The 15,301-nt window shown below is 70.1% G+C and carries 15 protein-coding genes; 6 read left to right on the plus strand and 9 right to left on the minus strand.

Annotated elements, in window-relative coordinates:
- Positions 1 to 46 precede the first annotated feature (46 nt).
- Positions 47 to 826 carry a S1 family peptidase gene (locus tag FHR82_RS33045; RefSeq protein WP_184814512.1) on the minus strand — a complete coding sequence of 260 codons (780 nt, stop codon included), beginning with the start codon at positions 824 to 826 and terminating at the stop codon, positions 47 to 49.
- Positions 827 to 937: 111 nt separating this feature from the next.
- Between FHR82_RS33045 and FHR82_RS33050 the strand changes: the two genes are divergently transcribed.
- Positions 938 to 1,798, plus strand: coding sequence for a M15 family metallopeptidase (locus FHR82_RS33050; RefSeq protein WP_311771385.1), 861 nt, complete (start codon positions 938 to 940; stop codon positions 1,796 to 1,798).
- On the opposite strand, the gene FHR82_RS33055 is transcribed toward FHR82_RS33050, so the two are convergent.
- A complete protein-coding gene (locus FHR82_RS33055) occupies positions 1,795 to 2,400 on the minus strand; it encodes a TetR/AcrR family transcriptional regulator (RefSeq protein ID WP_184814514.1) in 606 nt (201 codons plus the stop codon). The genes FHR82_RS33050 and FHR82_RS33055 overlap by 4 nt on opposite strands.
- 71 nt (positions 2,401 to 2,471) lie before the next feature.
- Between FHR82_RS33055 and FHR82_RS33060 the strand changes: the two genes are divergently transcribed.
- Complete coding sequence (locus FHR82_RS33060) at positions 2,472 to 3,023, plus strand: peroxiredoxin-like family protein (protein WP_184814515.1); 552 nt, start codon at positions 2,472 to 2,474, stop codon at positions 3,021 to 3,023.
- A complete protein-coding gene (locus FHR82_RS33065) occupies positions 3,020 to 3,649 on the plus strand; it encodes a YHS domain-containing protein (RefSeq protein WP_184814516.1) in 630 nt (209 codons plus the stop codon). The genes FHR82_RS33060 and FHR82_RS33065 overlap by 4 nt, the downstream gene beginning before the upstream one ends.
- Positions 3,650 to 3,682: 33 nt before the next feature.
- On the opposite strand, the gene FHR82_RS33070 is transcribed toward FHR82_RS33065, so the two are convergent.
- Positions 3,683 to 4,768 (minus strand): M48 family metallopeptidase, encoded by a 1,086-nt coding sequence (locus FHR82_RS33070; protein WP_184814517.1) that lies wholly within the window; start codon positions 4,766 to 4,768, stop codon positions 3,683 to 3,685.
- 114 nt (positions 4,769 to 4,882) lie between these two features.
- On the opposite strand from FHR82_RS33070, the gene FHR82_RS33075 reads away from it, so the two are divergent.
- The 3 genes from FHR82_RS33075 to FHR82_RS33085 all read left to right on the plus strand — a co-directional run bounded on the left by FHR82_RS33075 (position 4,883) and on the right by FHR82_RS33085 (position 8,096).
- Positions 4,883 to 5,419 carry a YbhB/YbcL family Raf kinase inhibitor-like protein gene (locus FHR82_RS33075; protein ID WP_184814518.1) on the plus strand — a complete coding sequence of 179 codons (537 nt, stop codon included), beginning with the start codon at positions 4,883 to 4,885 and terminating at the stop codon, positions 5,417 to 5,419.
- Positions 5,420 to 5,456: 37 nt separating this feature from the next.
- Positions 5,457 to 6,821 (plus strand): mycothione reductase, encoded by a 1,365-nt coding sequence (locus FHR82_RS33080; RefSeq protein WP_184814519.1) that lies wholly within the window; start codon positions 5,457 to 5,459, stop codon positions 6,819 to 6,821.
- 354 nt (positions 6,822 to 7,175) lie between these two features.
- A complete protein-coding gene (locus FHR82_RS33085; protein ID WP_184814520.1) occupies positions 7,176 to 8,096 on the plus strand; it encodes a choice-of-anchor P domain-containing protein in 921 nt (306 codons plus the stop codon).
- Between the two features lie 176 nt (positions 8,097 to 8,272).
- On the opposite strand, the gene FHR82_RS33090 is transcribed toward FHR82_RS33085, so the two are convergent.
- From FHR82_RS33090 to FHR82_RS33115, 6 genes are read right to left on the minus strand one after another with little or no spacing between them, the layout of a single operon-like run.
- Positions 8,273 to 8,977, minus strand: a complete 705-nt coding sequence (locus FHR82_RS33090) for an ABC transporter ATP-binding protein (RefSeq protein ID WP_184814521.1) — start codon at positions 8,975 to 8,977, stop codon at positions 8,273 to 8,275.
- Entirely contained in the window at positions 8,977 to 9,687 is a 711-nt protein-coding gene (locus FHR82_RS33095) for an ABC transporter ATP-binding protein (protein ID WP_184814522.1), read from the minus strand. The genes FHR82_RS33090 and FHR82_RS33095 overlap by 1 nt, the downstream gene beginning before the upstream one ends.
- Entirely contained in the window at positions 9,684 to 10,694 is a 1,011-nt protein-coding gene (locus FHR82_RS33100) for a branched-chain amino acid ABC transporter permease (protein WP_184814523.1), read from the minus strand. Before FHR82_RS33100 ends, FHR82_RS33095 begins: the two co-directional genes overlap by 4 nt.
- On the minus strand, positions 10,691 to 11,551 hold the full coding sequence (locus FHR82_RS33105) for a branched-chain amino acid ABC transporter permease (RefSeq protein ID WP_184814524.1): 861 nt from the start codon (positions 11,549 to 11,551) through the stop codon (positions 10,691 to 10,693). The genes FHR82_RS33100 and FHR82_RS33105 overlap by 4 nt, the downstream gene beginning before the upstream one ends.
- Positions 11,552 to 11,555: 4 nt before the next feature.
- Positions 11,556 to 12,854 carry an ABC transporter substrate-binding protein gene (locus FHR82_RS33110; protein ID WP_184814525.1) on the minus strand — a complete coding sequence of 433 codons (1,299 nt, stop codon included), beginning with the start codon at positions 12,852 to 12,854 and terminating at the stop codon, positions 11,556 to 11,558.
- A gap of 41 nt (positions 12,855 to 12,895) precedes the next feature.
- On the minus strand, positions 12,896 to 15,151 hold the full coding sequence (locus tag FHR82_RS33115) for a sensor histidine kinase (protein ID WP_184814526.1): 2,256 nt from the start codon (positions 15,149 to 15,151) through the stop codon (positions 12,896 to 12,898).
- Positions 15,152 to 15,301 lie beyond the last annotated feature (150 nt).

The following is a 15,301-nucleotide window of genomic DNA, read 5'->3' on the forward strand; positions in this document are numbered from 1 at the left end:
GCCATGAAAGGTCCGGTTGGCCGGCACGAGGCTCGCGCTGGCCGAATCAGACCTGGTCCTCCAGCACGTCCCGGTAGACGGCCAGCCGGGTGTACACACCGGGCTTGCCAGGCGCGGCGCAGCCCTCGCCCCACGACGTGATCCCGGCGAGCTTGCCGTCCACGACCAGCGGACCGCCCGAGTCGCCCTGGCAGGTGTCGACGCCGCCCTGCGGCAACCCGGCGCAGACCATGGTCGTCGGCTGGTACGCGGGGTAGGACTTGGTGCAGTCCGGGTCGGCCATGATCGGGACGCCCGCCCGCAGGAGGTACCGCGACGGCTGCCCGTCGGCTGCGACGCGGCCCCACCCCAGGACCAGGCCCGGCTGCCCGGCCCGGTAGATGTCGGCGTCGTCCTTGCTCGGCAGCGGCAGCGGCGCGTACTGCACCCGTTGCGTGAGCGTCAGCACCGAAACGTCGTTGCCGGACCGGACGTTGGTGAACTCCGGGTGCACCCAGATCTGGCGGACCGGGCTGGCGAGACCCGCGCCGCTCTCCTTGTCCTCGCGGCCGGCGACCACGACGACGTCGGCAGGCTGCTTGCCCGCGGTGCAGTGGGCGGCGGTGATGACCTTGTTGTCGTCGACGAGCGTGCCCCCGCAGAACTGGAAGCCCTCGGCGGTCGTCAGGTACACGACGTAGGGGTGGTCGGCGATGCTGGCCCGGCTGCCGCCGACGATCTGCTGGTTCTCCTGGTCGGCGTTCGCCTGCGTGAGCCCGGCCACGACCGCGGCGGACGCCAGAACCGCCGCAAGCAGAAGCCGAGTGACCCTGGAGGTCGCCCCCATGTGTCATCTCCTCACTGTTGAGTTCCCCGACCTTCCCCGCTGGGTGTGACGTGGTCAACTCGACCATGTAGCTGGACCGGGTGAACTTGGGCATGAGGCATGCTGGGACGCGTGGTTCGTCCGCGCAGGCTGGTCGTGCTCGCCGCCGTGGTGGTGGCGGGCTGCACGAGCACGCCGTCCGCACCGCCGCCCGTCTCGTCCTCGCCATCCGTTTCGTCCGGCGTACCAACGACTTCGCCACCCACCACGACCACGCCAGCGCCCGCACCGCCGAGTCCCGAGTGGACGGTCGGCGGGCGGCCGCTGCCGCTGCGACCGGACGGCTTCGGCCAGGTTCTGCCGACACCACCCGAACTGGTGAACCGGCACCTGCCGACCGCCGACGTGCTGCCCCCGCCGGGTGATGGTCGCTACCACTCGACGGTCGCGGCGGTGCCCGATGACGTGCTCGCGCGCAGCACGTGGCAGCCATCGTGTCCGGTCGCCGCAACGGACCTGCGCTACCTCACGATGTCGTTCACCGGGTACGACGGCAGGGTGCACACCGGCGAGATGATCGTCGGCGCACGCGTGGCCGACGCCGTCACCCGCGTGTTCGGCCACCTCTTCGCGGCGCGGTTCCCGATCGAGGAGATGCGGGTGGTGACACCGGCGGAACTGACGGCCCCACCGACCGGCGACGGCAACAACACGACGGGGTTCGTGTGCCGTCCCGCCGTCGGACAGTCGAGGTGGTCGGCACACGCGTACGGCCTGGCGATCGACCTGAACCCGTTCTGCAACCCGTATGTCCGAGGGGACCTGGTGCTGCCGGAACTCGCGTCGTCCTACCTGGACCGGGCGAACGTACGACCGGGCATGGTCGAACCGGGCGACGTGGCGGTCCGCGCGTTCACCGCGATCGGCTGGTCCTGGGGCGGCGAATGGACGACCCCGAAGGACATCCAGCACTTCACCGCGACGGGCGACTAGCCGTCGGCGAGCCCCCGCAACACGACGGCCAGTCCTTTGTGGAACTCGGCGTCCCCCGCGACGTCCCGCGCCAGCGCCGCGGTCTCCGCCAGCAACGGGAACCGCTCCTGCGCGGCCATGACCGCGGTGCCCGGGCCGGACAACGGCCCGTAGTGCTCGTTCTGCAACATCCCGAACAGGAACGCGACGATCGTCCGCTGCGCGATCACCCGCCGCTCCCCCGCGAACCCGGCGTCGGTGAGGATCGCGAGCGTTGCCTCGATCAGCACCATCGACGACGGCACGGAATGCCGGTGCCGCAACAACAACGGCACCACAGCCGAATGCGCGAGCACCTGCTTGCGCACGCGCGACAACAGCTCGGTGATCCGCTCCCGCCAGTCACCGGGCGGCACGGCCAGGTTGACACCGGACAGGACGTGGTCGACGACGAGCATCTCCAGCTCGTCCTTGTCGGTCACGTACCGGTACAGCGACATGGTCGCCATGCCCAGCTCCTTGGCGACCGCGCGCATGGTGAGCGCGTCGAGACCGTCGCGGTCGATCACCGTGAGTGTGGCGGTCGCGAGGCGGTCCGGGGTGAGCGAGCGAGGCCGGGGCACGAGTTGACAGCGTACGCGATACGCGCATACTCGTAGATGTACGTTGTACGCCTACGTCGGAGGAGGACCGCATGGACCACGTACCCGCGAGAGAGCTCGTCACGGTCATGGGCGAACCGGTGCGCGTGCCGGACCCGGACCGCCTGACACACCTGCAGTTCCGCCGCTTCGCGGGCTGCCCGGTGTGCGGCCTGCACCTGCGGTCGTTCGTGACGCGGCGGGCGGAGGTCGAGGCGGCGGGCATCCACGAGGTCGTGCTGTTCCACTCTGGGGTCGGCGACCTGCGGCCGCACGTCGCCGACCTGCCGCTCGACGTGGTCGCCGACCCGGAGAAGGCGCTGTACCGCGAGTTCGGCGTCGAGTCCGCGCCGAGAGCGCTGCTGCACCCGAAGGCGTGGCCCGCGATCCTGCGGGCGCTCGCGGTCGCACTGCCCGACATCGCCCGCAAGCGCAGGCCGGCGCCCCCGAACAAGCCGGAGGGCGGCCGGTTCGGGCTGCCTGCCGACTTCCTGATCGCGCCGGACGGCCGCGTGCTCGCGAGCCACCACGGCACCCACGTCTACGACCAGTGGTCCGTCGACGAACTGCTGAACCTGTTGCCAGTGAAGGAGAACCGGCCATGATGACCATCGAGGTGCAGGTGCGCAAGGGCACGCTGACCGCGCAGCGGCGGGAGGAGCTGGGGCGCAGGCTGCTCGGCAGCGTGGCCGGGGACCCAGGGGACGGCAAGGCCCCGGAATCCGTGCTGGCGACGGCCAGGGCGTTGACGAACGTGCTGGTGCGCGAGGAGGAGACCTGGGTGACGCAGGGCGACGAGCCACGCTACCTGGTCCGCCTGACCGTGCCGGGGTCCTGGCAGAGCAAGGAGTTCACCGAGTACATGATCGCCGCCGTCACCGAGGCGGTCGCGGCGACGGAGGACGATCCGGGTCGCCTGTACCGCGAACCGCACTGCCAGGTGCAGGTCGTGGGCCTGAAGGAACACGCGGTCGGCACGCTGGGCCGGGTGACGACGGCGACGGACATCACCCGGCTCATCACCGACGGCTACCGCGCGTCCGCCGACCAGCGGGAACCCGCTCCCGGCACGGCGATCGACCCGGTGTGCGGCATGACCGTCGACCTCGCGACCGCCACGATCACCCTCGAGCACGACGGCACGCTGTACGCGTTCTGCGCGCCGGTGTGCAAGAAGGTCTTCAGCGAGGACCGAGCCGGTGGTGCCCGTCGAGGCAGCGGTGGAGCGTGAGGTCGGCACGCACCGGGCCGGTCCGTCGTCAGGTCACTTCGGGTCCGCGCCATTCGACTCGTTGTCGTTGTCGTTGCCGTCGGAGTCGGTGCGGTTGCCGCCGCCGAAGCGGCTGAACAGGTTGCCCGCCGCGCCCGACACGGCTTCGCCCACGTCGCTCAGCACCTTGGTCAGCGGGTCGGTGGAGTTCGACCACGACTCCTTGTAGGACCTTCCCGCCGCCTTGATGTCGTCCATCATCGACGAGGACGGCTGGTCGTCGGCGCGGCGCAGGTAGTCGCCCGCGAGGATCGCCCGGTACTCCTCCGACGCGGCCCAGCGTTGCAGTTGCGCGGCACGCACCACCGCGAACGGGTGGCTCATGCTCTCCACCGTCATCAGCTTCAGGATGCTGTCGCGGATGTCGTCGACATCCTCGTACTCCTTGGCCTGCTGCATGAACTCGGGGATGTCGATGTCGGACATCGACGTGCCGCCCGCCATGTACACGTGCTGGCGCAGCGCCGCCGCCGGGTCCTGCGAGCACAGCAGGCCCGCGCGGTCGGCGGTCAGCTCCGCCTTGCGGTACCACTCCATCAGCGCCGCGATCACCGCGCGCAGCCCCAGCGCCCCGATCGGTACCCACTGCACGGTGGCCTGCAGGCGCAGCAGCCGCATGAGCAGCGTTCGCAGCACGTTGTGACCGGACAGCACGTGGCCCGTCTCGTGCCCGATCACCACCCGCATGCTCTCCAGGTCCAGCGCTTCGACCAGGCCGGTCGTGACCACGATGAACGGCTTGTCGATGCCGATCGCGTACGCGTTGGCCACCGGGTGGCGCGTCACGAACAGATCGGGTGTCGTGTCCAGGTCCAGGGTTTCCGCGCAGTCGAGCCGCAGCGTGTTGAGTTTCGGGTACTGCTTCTCCCCCACGCGGATCGCCGACGCGACGGCGTACAGGCGCTCCGCCCGCTCGTTCCACATGCCTGCGACGGCCTTCAGCACGGACGCCACCCCAGGCACGGCCCGCAACGCCGCCATGGCACCCCGGTCGGCTGGGTGCTCGTAGGCCCTCGGACTGATCCCCCGGAAACGCACCCGCGTCGACGCGCTGCGCTCGATGTCGTTGTTCTCGGTCACCTTCATCTCCCTCGGTCCGTGACGCCACCATAGGCCTCACGACGTGAACAGCGAGTCGGTTCGCGCGGGACTAGGGTGGACGCGCCCCCGACGTGATCATCGAATGGAGAAGCGATGAGCCTGGAGCGTCCCACCGCACCGGATCCGTACGCGCTGCTGCCCGCGACCGGTTCGTTCACCGTGACGTCCACGGACGTGACCGACGGGCAGCAGCTGCCCACGAGCGCCGTGCACGGCAGCGCCGGTGGCGAGAACACCTCGCCGCAGCTGTCGTGGGAGGGCGCGCCGGACGGGACGAGGAGCTACGTGGTGACGTGCTTCGACCCGGACGCGCCCGTGCCAGGCGGGTTCTGGCACTGGATCGCCGTGAACATCCCCGCCTCGGTCACCGAGCTGGCCGCCGGCGCCGGCGCCGGCGACGCGAGCCTGCCGGGCGAGGCGTTCCACGTGCGCAACGACTTCTCCTCCCGCGACTTCGGCGGTGCCGCGCCGCCGCAGGGCGACGTGCCGCACCGCTACTACTTCGTGGTGCACGCGGTCGACGTGGAGGCACTGGAGGTCGACGAGAACGCCTCCGCCGCGGTGGTGAGCTTCAACCTGGCCTTCCACACCCTGGCCAGGGCCATCATCACACCCACCTACCGCCACTAGCGGAATCCGCCAGGGCCGGTGCGGGTTGAATGACCATGTGACGAACTTCGACCTGGTCATCATCGGCACCGGCTCCGGCAACTCCATCCTCGACGAGCGGTTCGCCGGACAGCGCGTCGCGATCGTCGAGAAGGGCACGTTCGGCGGCACCTGCCTCAACGTCGGCTGCATCCCCACGAAGATGTTCGTGCACCCCGCCGACCTGGCCGCGACCCCCGCGAAAGCGGCGCGGCTCGGCGTGGACCTCTCGCTCGACGGCGTCCGCTGGACCGAGATCCGGGACCGCATCTTCGGCCGGATCGACCCCATCGCCGCCGGTGGCCGGGAGTACCGGATCAACCACCCGGACAACGAGAACGTGACCGTGTACGAGGGCACGGCGCGGTTCACCGGGCCGCGCACGCTCGACGTGGACGGCGAGACCATCACCGCGGACCGGATGGTGCTCGCCGCCGGCGCCCGGCCGGTGCTGCCGGACATCCCGGGTCTCGACGAGGTCGGCTACCACACCAGCGACACGATCATGCGGCTCGAGGAGCTGCCCCGGCACCTGACGATCATCGGCAGCGGGTTCGTGTCGGCGGAGTTCGCGCACGTGTTCGCGTCGTTCGGCGTCGAGGTGACCGTCATCGCCAGGTCCGGTGCGCTGCTGCGGGGCGAGGACAGCGACATCTCGTCCCGGTTCACGCAGCTCGCGGCGCAGACGTGGGACGTGCGGCTGAACCGGAAGGTGCTCGGCGCGTCCCGCGACGCCGCGGGCATCCGGCTGGAGCTGGACGGCGAGTCGCTGACGACGGACCTCGTCCTGGTGGCGATCGGCCGGACCCCGAACTCGGACCTGCTGAACCTGCCCGCCGCCGGGATCGAGGTGGCGTCGTCCGGGCACGTGGTCGTCGACGAGTTCCAGCACACGACCGCGGAGGGCGTGTGGGCACTGGGTGACATCAGCTCGCCCGTCGAGCTGAAGCACGTCGCGAACCACGAGGCCCGCGTCGTGCGGCACAACCTGCTGAACCCGGCGGCGCCGATCGCGGCCGACCACCGGTACGTGCCGCACGCCGTGTTCACGTCGCCGCAGGTGGCGGCGGTGGGGCTGACCGAGGAGCAGGCCCGTGCGCGTGGCGTCCGGTACGTCACCGCGACGCAGGACTACGCGGGCATCGCGTACGGCTGGGCGATGGAGGACACCACCGGGTTCGCGAAGCTGCTCGCCGACCCCGCGTCCGGTCAGCTGCTCGGCGCGCACATCATCGGCCCGCAGGCGTCGACGCTGATCCAGCCGTTGATCCAGGCGATGAGCTTCGGCCTCGACGCGCGGTCCATGGCAAGCGGCCAGTACTGGATCCACCCGGCCATGCCGGAGCTGGTCGAGAACGCGCTGCTGAACCTGCCACTGGACTGACTCTCTTATCAGACGATTTCGCCACCATTTCCCCACCCCTGACGTTTCTTGTCGATTCAGAAGAATCGTCGGTGATCCGCGTCACGTGTTTGTGATGCTTTTGTGATCGACAGGGTCACTCTTTCGAGTGAGGCAGACGCCTGGTTGGCCCAATGGCACCGTGGTCACAGCAGAGTCGTTTGCGCATTGTCGCAGGACATCGTGCAAAGATCACGGATTGGTAACGGCTCTCGGAAATTGTGGGTGACACTTCCGGGCCGACACTCACTCCTGTCCGTGAATTGACTTCACCGACGGTAATCACAATTCTGGGGTCCTTCCGTCGGGGAATCCTGTCCGCAGAAGAACCTGGAGATGACCTTGCGTCGTACCCGCATGCTCGCGTCCGGATGTGGCCTGATCGGCGTCGCCGCGCTGGCAGCGGTCCTCACCGCGCCGCCTGCACTCGCCGGCAACGGGCCGCGCGGCTCCGCCTACGCGCTGTCCGTCACGACCACGCTGCTCGACCAGCCACTGGTGAAGATCGATCCCCGCCCGACCGCGGTGTACCCGCGCGGCGGCAGTGACTCGCTGGTCAAGGTGGGCCCCGACGTCGCGGGCCTGGTGACCGCGAACGCGCTGAACGCGTCGTCCGTCCTCAAGGGACGAACGCTGGTCAGCGCGGCCAGCATCGCCGACGTGGTGGTGAAGAACCTGCTCAGCGCGTCGGTGATCGAGGCCGACTGTGTGGCCGGTCCGACCGGTGTGACGGGCAAGTCCACCATCGCCGACCTGACGGTGCTGGGCCAGAAGATCGATGTCACCTCGCCCCTGCCGGGTGAGATCGACGTGCTCGGCATCGCGAAGGTCCGCGTCAACGAACAGGTCCGCAGCGGCAGGACCCTCACGGTCAACGCCGTGCACGTCATCGTCGGCGGCCCGGTCGGCAACGTCACGAGCGCCGACATCGTGCTGTCGCAGGCGAAGTGCGCGTGGCACGGCACCACCACCCCGCCGACGACCACCACGACCACGACGCCGCCGGGCACCACGGAACCGAGCGAACCGCCGACCAGCACGACGGACCCGAGCGAGCCGACATCGACCACCACGCCGGACGACGACGAGCCCACCACCACGAAGCAGGGCATCTCGAAGGCGTCGAACGACGAGGACCTGGCCGAAACCGGCGCGAGCGGCATCGTGCCGATCTCGCTGGGGGCGCTGGCGCTCCTGGCCGCGGGCGGTACGACGCTGTTCATCGCGCGGCGCAAGCGCACGGCAAGCCAGGACTGACCCGGCCAGCACGCTGACCAGCCGCGGCGGTGGGCCCGGTCCCCACGGACCCCACCGCCGCGGTGTCCGCGTTTCGGCCTCCGGCCCCGATGCCCATCTCCCAGCGGGGACCTACGACGACGGCGTGCGAGCGCCGGGTTGTCCACAGGACGCTCGACCGTCCACAGGCGGGACGCTCACAGTCCCAGGTAGGCCTGCCTGATCAGCGGTGACTCCTCCAGCTCCGCCGCGGTGCCCGCCAGCACCAGCGACCCCGTCTGCAGCACGTACAGCCGGTCCGACAGCCGCAGCGCCGCCCGCAGGTTCTGTTCCACCAGCAGAACAGTCACCCCCTCGGCGCGCACCTGGGAGATCGCGTCGAAGATCAGCTCCGCGGTGCGCGGCGCGATGCCCAGCGACGGTTCGTCCAGCACCAGCAGCCGCGGCTTGCTCATCAGCGCCCGGCCCAGCGCCAGCATCTGCTGCTCCCCGCCCGACAGCATCCCCGCCTTCTGGCCCATCCGCTCCCCCAGCACGGGGAACAGCGACACCACCCGGGCCAGCAGCTCGGCACGCACAGCACGGTCCCGCTGCAGGTACGCACCCAGGATCAGGTTCGCCCGCACGGTCTGGTGTGCGAACAGCCGCCGCCCCTCCGGCACCAGCGCCAGCCCCAGCCGGGCGATGGCGTGCGCGGGCAGACGCGAGACATCCCGGCCGTCGAAGACCACCGAGCCGCCAATGGGGCGGTGCAGCCCGGCGATGGCGGCGAGAACGCTCGACTTCCCCGCCCCGTTCGAGCCGACCAGCGACACCAGCTCACCGGCGGACAACGACAGCGACACCCCGTTCACGGCAGGCGCGTCCTGGTACGACACCCGCAGGTCGGTCACCGTCAGCATCAGGCCCCCAAGTACGCGTCGAGCACGGCCTGGTCCTTGACAGCGTCGTCAGGGCTGCCCGTAAAGATCAGCTTCCCGAAGTCCAGCACCACCAGCCGTGGGCAGAGGCTCATGACCACCTGCATCACGTGTTCCACCAGCACGATGGTGATCCCCTGCGCGTGCACCTGTTCGATCAGCGAGATGGCCTCCGCCGTCTCCGTGGGAGTGAGCCCCGACAGGACCTCGTCCAGCAGCAACAGCCGCGGCGAGGTCGCCAAGGCACGTGCCAGCTCCAGGCGTTTCTTCGTCGCACCGGTCAGGGTGGCGGCCGGGCGGTGCGCGTACGAACCCAGGTTGGTCTCGGCGCACACGCGCTCCGCCACGGCTCGAGCCGACGCCTTCGTCCGGTGGCGCAGGTGGGCGGCCGTCGTCAGGTTCTCGAGCACGGTCATCGAGCCGAAGACGCGCATCAGCTGGAACGTCCTGCCCACCCCGGCGCGGGCCGCCTCGTGTGGCTGCCAGCCGGTGATGTCCTTGCCCGCGAACGAGATCCGGCCCGCCGTCGGGCGCTGGGCACCCGCGATCATCGAGAACAGCGTGCTCTTCCCGGCGCCGTTCGGGCCGATGAGCCCGGTGATCGTGCCTTCCGGCACCTCGAACGACACGTCCGACACCGCCGCCAGGCCACCGAACCGCTTGGTCACCCCGTCGACCGAAAGCAGGGTCATCGCCGCACCCTCCGGTAGCCGCGTTTGACCAGGTTCACCAGGCCGCGCGGGTCGACCACCGCCACCAGGATGATCAGCGCGCCGAACATCATCAGGTCGATCGTGCGGCCCGTCGCCGAGAGGTAGGTCCTGGTGTACTCCTGCAGCGCGATCACCAGCCACGCACCGAGGATCGGGCCCCACATCGAACCGGCGCCGCCGACCACCGCGATCAGCGCGATGGCCGTCGACAGCGACAGGTCAGAACTCGAGCTGGGGTCCACGAACGTCACGAACATGACGTGGAAGCTGCCCGCGATCGACGTCAGCGCCGCCGACATGGCCACCGCGTACAGCTTGTACCGCCGGACCGGCACCCCCACGGCCGAGGCGGCGACGTCGTCGTCGCGGATGGCCTCCAGGTAGCTGCCGATGCGGCCGCGCAGGAAGAGCCACGCCGCGACCGTCGCCACCGCGAACAGGCCCAACGCGGTGTAGTAGTACTCGGTCTTGTCCCGCAACGAGAACGTGAGGTTCCAGAAGCCCTCGTCCAGGAACGGCACCGACAGGCCGTCCGTCGCGCCGAGCCACTGGATGTTCGGCAGGATCGACATCACCATCATGCCGATGGCGAGCGTCGCGATCGAGAAGTAGTGGCCCCGCAACCGGAACGTCGGCAGTCCGATGAGGACGCCCAGCACAGCCGCCAGCAGCGCGATCGGCATCATCGTCAGCCACGGCGACCAGCCGCCGGTCACGAGCAGCGTCGTGCCGTACATGCCGGTGCCGAAGAACACCGCGTGCCCGAAGGAGATCTGGCCCGCGTACCCGCCGAGGATGTTCCACCCCGTCGACGCGATCGCCATGGTCAGCGCCGTGACGCCGATCGTCTGCAGGAACGACGTCTTCGCCACCAGCGGGTACACCACCAGGAGCACGGCGACCACCGCGATCCCCGCGTACCGGCCCCACGGCACCTTCCTCGCGGGCACCGGCCGCGCGGACGGCGGTGCGAGTGTGGCGGTCATCGGCTGCCTCGCAGACCCTGCGGGCGCACCACGAGCACCAGCAGGTAGATCCCGAGCGCGGCGGTCAGCGTGTACCCCGACAGGTACAGGCCCACCACGCCCTGCACGACACCGAGCAGCAGCCCGGCGAGCGCGGCGCCGAACACGCTGCCGAACCCGCCGAGCGCCACCGCGATGAACGACATGATCCCGAACGTCGCACCGGCGAGCGGGTCGATGCCGAAGTTGTTGATGAGCAACGCACCCGCGACTCCGGTCGACACACCGGCGAGTGCCCACGTGAGCCCGTACATGCGACCCGAGTTGATGCCCATGAGCGACGCGCCCGCCGCGTCCTCGCCGACCGCCTGCAGCGCCCGGCCGGTCTCCGTGCGGTACACGAACCAGGCGAGCGCACCGGTCGCGACGAGCGCGCCGACCGCGGACACCAGCTGCGCGCCGGTGACCGCCACGCCCCCGACGACCACCCGGATGCCGCCGACGATCGGGTCCTCGATCCGGCGCGGGGTCGCGGTGAACGCGAACTGGATCGCCCCGCGCAAGAACGTCAGCAGCCCGAACGTCACCACCATCTGCGCGAGCTGCGTCGAGCCGAGCACCGGGCGGATGATCCCGGCGTACACCAGGACCGCCACCAGCGCGAGCGTCAGCGCCGCGATCGGGATCGCGATCAGCGGGTCGATCCCGGCGAGCGACCAGCACACGAACCCCGCGTACATCGCGACCATGATGAAGTCGCCGTGCGCGAAGTTCAGCATGTTGGTGACGCCGAAGACCAGCGTGAGGCCAACGGCGGCCAGGGCGAACACCGCGCCGAGGAACGCGCCGTTGGTCAACGCCTGCAGAAGGTCCTGCATGAACTTACTTGCGTGCTTCCGAAGCGGGCCAGACGATCTCCTGAGCGGCCACGTCCTTCGGGTACACGACCTTCCACACCCCGTCGAGCCGCTGCTCGACCACCGCGCGGGCGCCGGTGTTCTGGTGCTGGTCGTCGAACTTGATGCCGTCCCACGGCATGATCGTGTCGCGGCCGGGGATGTCCAGCGCGGTCAGCGCGGCGCGGATCTGGTCCGGGTCGACGGAACGCGCGTTGTTCACCGCCTGCGCCAGCGCCATCATCGTGGTGAACACGCGCGCGGAGTTCTCGGTCAGCGGCGCGTCGTACCGCTTCTGGTACTCGTCCGCCACGATCTTCGCGGCCGGGTTGCGGTTGCCGAGGTCCTCCGACCACGCCACACGGCGCGACATGCCCTCCAGGCCGTCACCAGCGGACTCGATGAACCCCGCGTCGATGAAGCCGGCACCGAACGCCATCACGGCGGGCGGGACGTAGTCGAGCTGCTCGGTGGCGTTGATGAACAGCGTCGCGGTCGGCGGGTAGGCCACCACGAACACCGTGTCCGGCTCGGCCGCGCGCACGTTCTGCAGCTGCGAGGTCAGGTCGGTCGCGGCCGGGTCGAACGGCACGTCCGCGACGATCTGCTTGTTGTTCGACTCGGCGAGGCTCTTCGCGACCTTCGCCGCGTCCGTGCCGAACGTGTTGTTCATGTACAGCAGGGCGATCCTGTCGGCCGGGACGTCCTTCTTCTTCTGTTCGTCGAGCAGGCCGAAGAACGACTGGGCGTACGTGACGTCCGTGGGACCGGTGCGGAAGAACCACTTCAGGCCCTGCTGTGTCAGCGCGGGCGAGGACGAGATGCTGGTGACGAACGGCACCTGCAGCCGTTCTGCCTGCTGTGCCGCGGTTTTCGTGACACCGGACTCCAGCGCGCCTGCGAGCACGTGTACCTCCTCGTCGTTGACGAGGTGGTTGACCGCGCTGGCGCCGTTCTCCGGCTTGCCCTGCGTGTCCGCGGGCACGATCGTGAACTTGGCGTGGTCCAGGTTCGGCACGCCCTTGTCGTTCGCCAGCGGCAGCTTCAACCCGGGCAGGCCGTCGTTGAGGATGTCGGCGGCCAGCTCGGCGCCCTGCAGCGCGTCCTTGCCCAGCGGCGCGTTCGGGCCGGACAGCGGCAGCGGGGCGCCGATCTTGATCTCCGTCACGTCGGCGCCGCCGCCGTCGGCACCGGACGTCGAGCACGCGGACACCGCGAGCACCGCGGTCACGGCCGCGACGGCGATGACCCGGCCTCTGCGTGAGGCCGACACACGCTGGAACACTGGAACTCCTTGACTCACAAGAGGAATCGAACAGGAATCGGTCAGTTGTCGGACGGGTGCGAACGCTGCCTGCGCTGCTGGCGGCGCATGGCCATCGCGTCCTGCAGGGTGAGTGCCTTGCCCGGCACGAGCGGCGCGATCTCCGCGGTGCCGGTGTCCTGCGGGTAGCCGCCCGCGACGTGCGGCGGCACCACGCGGTGCGGTGGCACGGGCTGTGCGGACTGCCGCACCGGCAGCGCTGAGGGCGGGGCGGGCGGTGGTGACCACTGCGGTGGCGGCGGGCTCTGCCGCGCGGTGGTCTGCTCCGAGTACGGGTCGAAGCGCTGCACGGCCGCGGTCTGCGGCATCCGCTGCCACTCCGGCTCCTGCTGCCGCCCCTCACCGGCCAGCAACTGCTGCGGCAGCACGACGGTCGCGGTGACCCCGCCGCCCTCGGTCGGGCCGAGCTTCACCGAGATGCGGTGCCGCGCCGCGAGGCGGCCGACCACGATCAGGCCCATGCTGCGGACCATCGAACCGTCGATGGCCTCCGGTGCCGTGATCCGCTGGTTCAGCTCGTCGAGCCGGTCCCGCGACAGGCCGACACCGTGGTCGCGGACCAGCACGACGACCGCGCCGGGGTGGGTCGGTGTGCGCATGAACCCGACCGTGACCTGGCTCGACGGCGGCGAGAACGTGGTCGCGTTGTCCAGCAGCTCCGACAGCAGGTGCACGACGTCGGGCACCGCGTGCCCGACCACGACGACCCCGTCCCCGGCGACCCGCCGCACGACGCGCGTGTAGTGCTCCACTTCGGACAGTGCGGCGCCGACCACGTCGTCGAGCGACCGCGGCCCGGTCCGCTTCGTGATCGTCTGCGCGCCCGCGATGACCATGAGGCTGTCGTCCGTGCGGCGCATGCGGGTCGCGAGGTGGTCGATGACGAACAGCTTCTGCAGCCGTTCGGTGTCCAGCTCGTCCTGCTCCCACTCGTCGAGCGCGCGCAGGATGCGTTCCGCGCAGAGCTGGTTGCGGCGGGCCAGGTTGATGAAGCCGGAGTTCATCGACACCCGCAGCTCCACCTGGTCGCGCACGAGCCGCGCACAGGCCGCGGCGATCGAGTCGAACGCGCGCGCCACCTCGCCGATCTCGTCCTCGGCGTCCAGGTCGACGCGGGCCACGTGCACCTCGGCCATCGCCTCGACGTTGGTGAGCCGGAGCCGCTGGGTGATCTCGGGCAGCCAGTCCTCCGCGACGTGCAGCGCCGAGGAGCGCAGCCTGCGCAGCGACCGGGACATCGAGCGGGCGACCGCGGTCGACACGACGACCGCGAGGATGACGACGAGCGCGAGCGTGCCGATCGCGATCCACGCGGAGAAGAGCGCGTCGTCGTGGAAGCCGTCGATGGCGGCGATCGCGCCGTCGAGCAGCTGGGTCTGCGCGGTGCGCAGCATCCCCAGCTTCTCGGTGGCCGCGGCGAACGACGTCGCCGGGTCGATGGTGAGCCGTTCCGAGGTGGCCTGCTCGACCGCGCTGGTCTGGTCGGTCTGCACCTGCGAGACCGGCACGCCCTGCACCGCGTTCGCGTACCTGGTGCGCTGTTCGTCGGAGGCGTCGGTCTGGAACGCCTCGACCGCGGCCCGCTGCCGGGCGAGGACGCCGGTGAAGTCCTGGAGCTTGCCGATGGTGAACGCGCCGGTGGCGACGATCGCGCCCAGCTCGGCGCGGGCCTGGCTGGCGTTCTCCTTGACCACGAAGATGTCGCCGAGCACGCGCAGGTCGCCCGCGAGGCGCGAGTTCGTGCCCGCCGGGTCGAAGACCACCAGCGCGTACAGCTTCGCGATCGTGTCGGTGTAGGTCGCGCGGATCGCGCCCTCGGTGAGGCTCGCGTCCCTGACCGCGCTCCGCACGTACGACAGGCCGTTCAGCGCGTCGTCGGCTCTCCGCACGTCGTCGGCGAGTCCCTCGGACTCGGCCACGTCGATGCCGTCGATGGCCGCCCGGTAGTCCGCGGCCGCCGTGTCGACGTCGACTCTCGCGCCGTCGACCTCGTCACCGCCGCGGGTGCGGCCGGAGGCGACGTACACGGCGGTGACGTCCCGCTCCTGCTGCAGCGCGTCGACCAGCGCGTTGATCTGGTGGTTGACGCGCACGAGGTCGGAGGCCTGCCCGTAGTCGGCGACCGATGACCACGAGCTGAAGGCGCTGCTGACCGCGAGGGCGACGGCGACGAGCGTCGGGCCGACGACGACCACGACGAGCTTCCACTGCACCCGCCAATGGCGCAGCCCGGAGAGCGTCGCCACGGCGCGCCTCACGAACCCGAATTTCGTCTTCGCCCCTGTAAACACAGCGTGACTGGATCGCGACACCCGGCGGACTATAGCGACATCCCCCGTTCGGAGGAACCAATGCTGAGGAGAATTCTCCAACTACACTCGGTTGTCGTAATCCGCATGGGGGATTTG

It is taken from the genome of Actinophytocola algeriensis (assembly GCF_014203735.1).
GTDB lineage: Bacteria > Actinomycetota > Actinomycetes > Mycobacteriales > Pseudonocardiaceae > Actinophytocola > Actinophytocola algeriensis.

Coding starts and splice junctions, on each gene's coding strand:
- FHR82_RS33060 (WP_184814515.1), top strand. CDS start 2,472: ATGGACCACGTACCCGCGAGAGAGCTCGTCACGGTCATGGGCGAACCG.
- FHR82_RS33090 (WP_184814521.1), bottom strand. CDS start 8,977: ATGCTGACGGTGACCGACCTGCGGGTGTCGTACCAGGACGCGCCTGCC.
- FHR82_RS33065 (WP_184814516.1), top strand. CDS start 3,020: ATGATGACCATCGAGGTGCAGGTGCGCAAGGGCACGCTGACCGCGCAG.
- FHR82_RS33075 (WP_184814518.1), top strand. CDS start 4,883: ATGAGCCTGGAGCGTCCCACCGCACCGGATCCGTACGCGCTGCTGCCC.
- FHR82_RS33100 (WP_184814523.1), bottom strand. CDS start 10,694: ATGACCGCCACACTCGCACCGCCGTCCGCGCGGCCGGTGCCCGCGAGG.
- FHR82_RS33095 (WP_184814522.1), bottom strand. CDS start 9,687: ATGACCCTGCTTTCGGTCGACGGGGTGACCAAGCGGTTCGGTGGCCTG.
- FHR82_RS33105 (WP_184814524.1), bottom strand. CDS start 11,551: ATGCAGGACCTTCTGCAGGCGTTGACCAACGGCGCGTTCCTCGGCGCG.
- FHR82_RS33045 (WP_184814512.1), bottom strand. CDS start 826: ATGGGGGCGACCTCCAGGGTCACTCGGCTTCTGCTTGCGGCGGTTCTG.
- FHR82_RS33085 (WP_184814520.1), top strand. CDS start 7,176: ATGACCTTGCGTCGTACCCGCATGCTCGCGTCCGGATGTGGCCTGATC.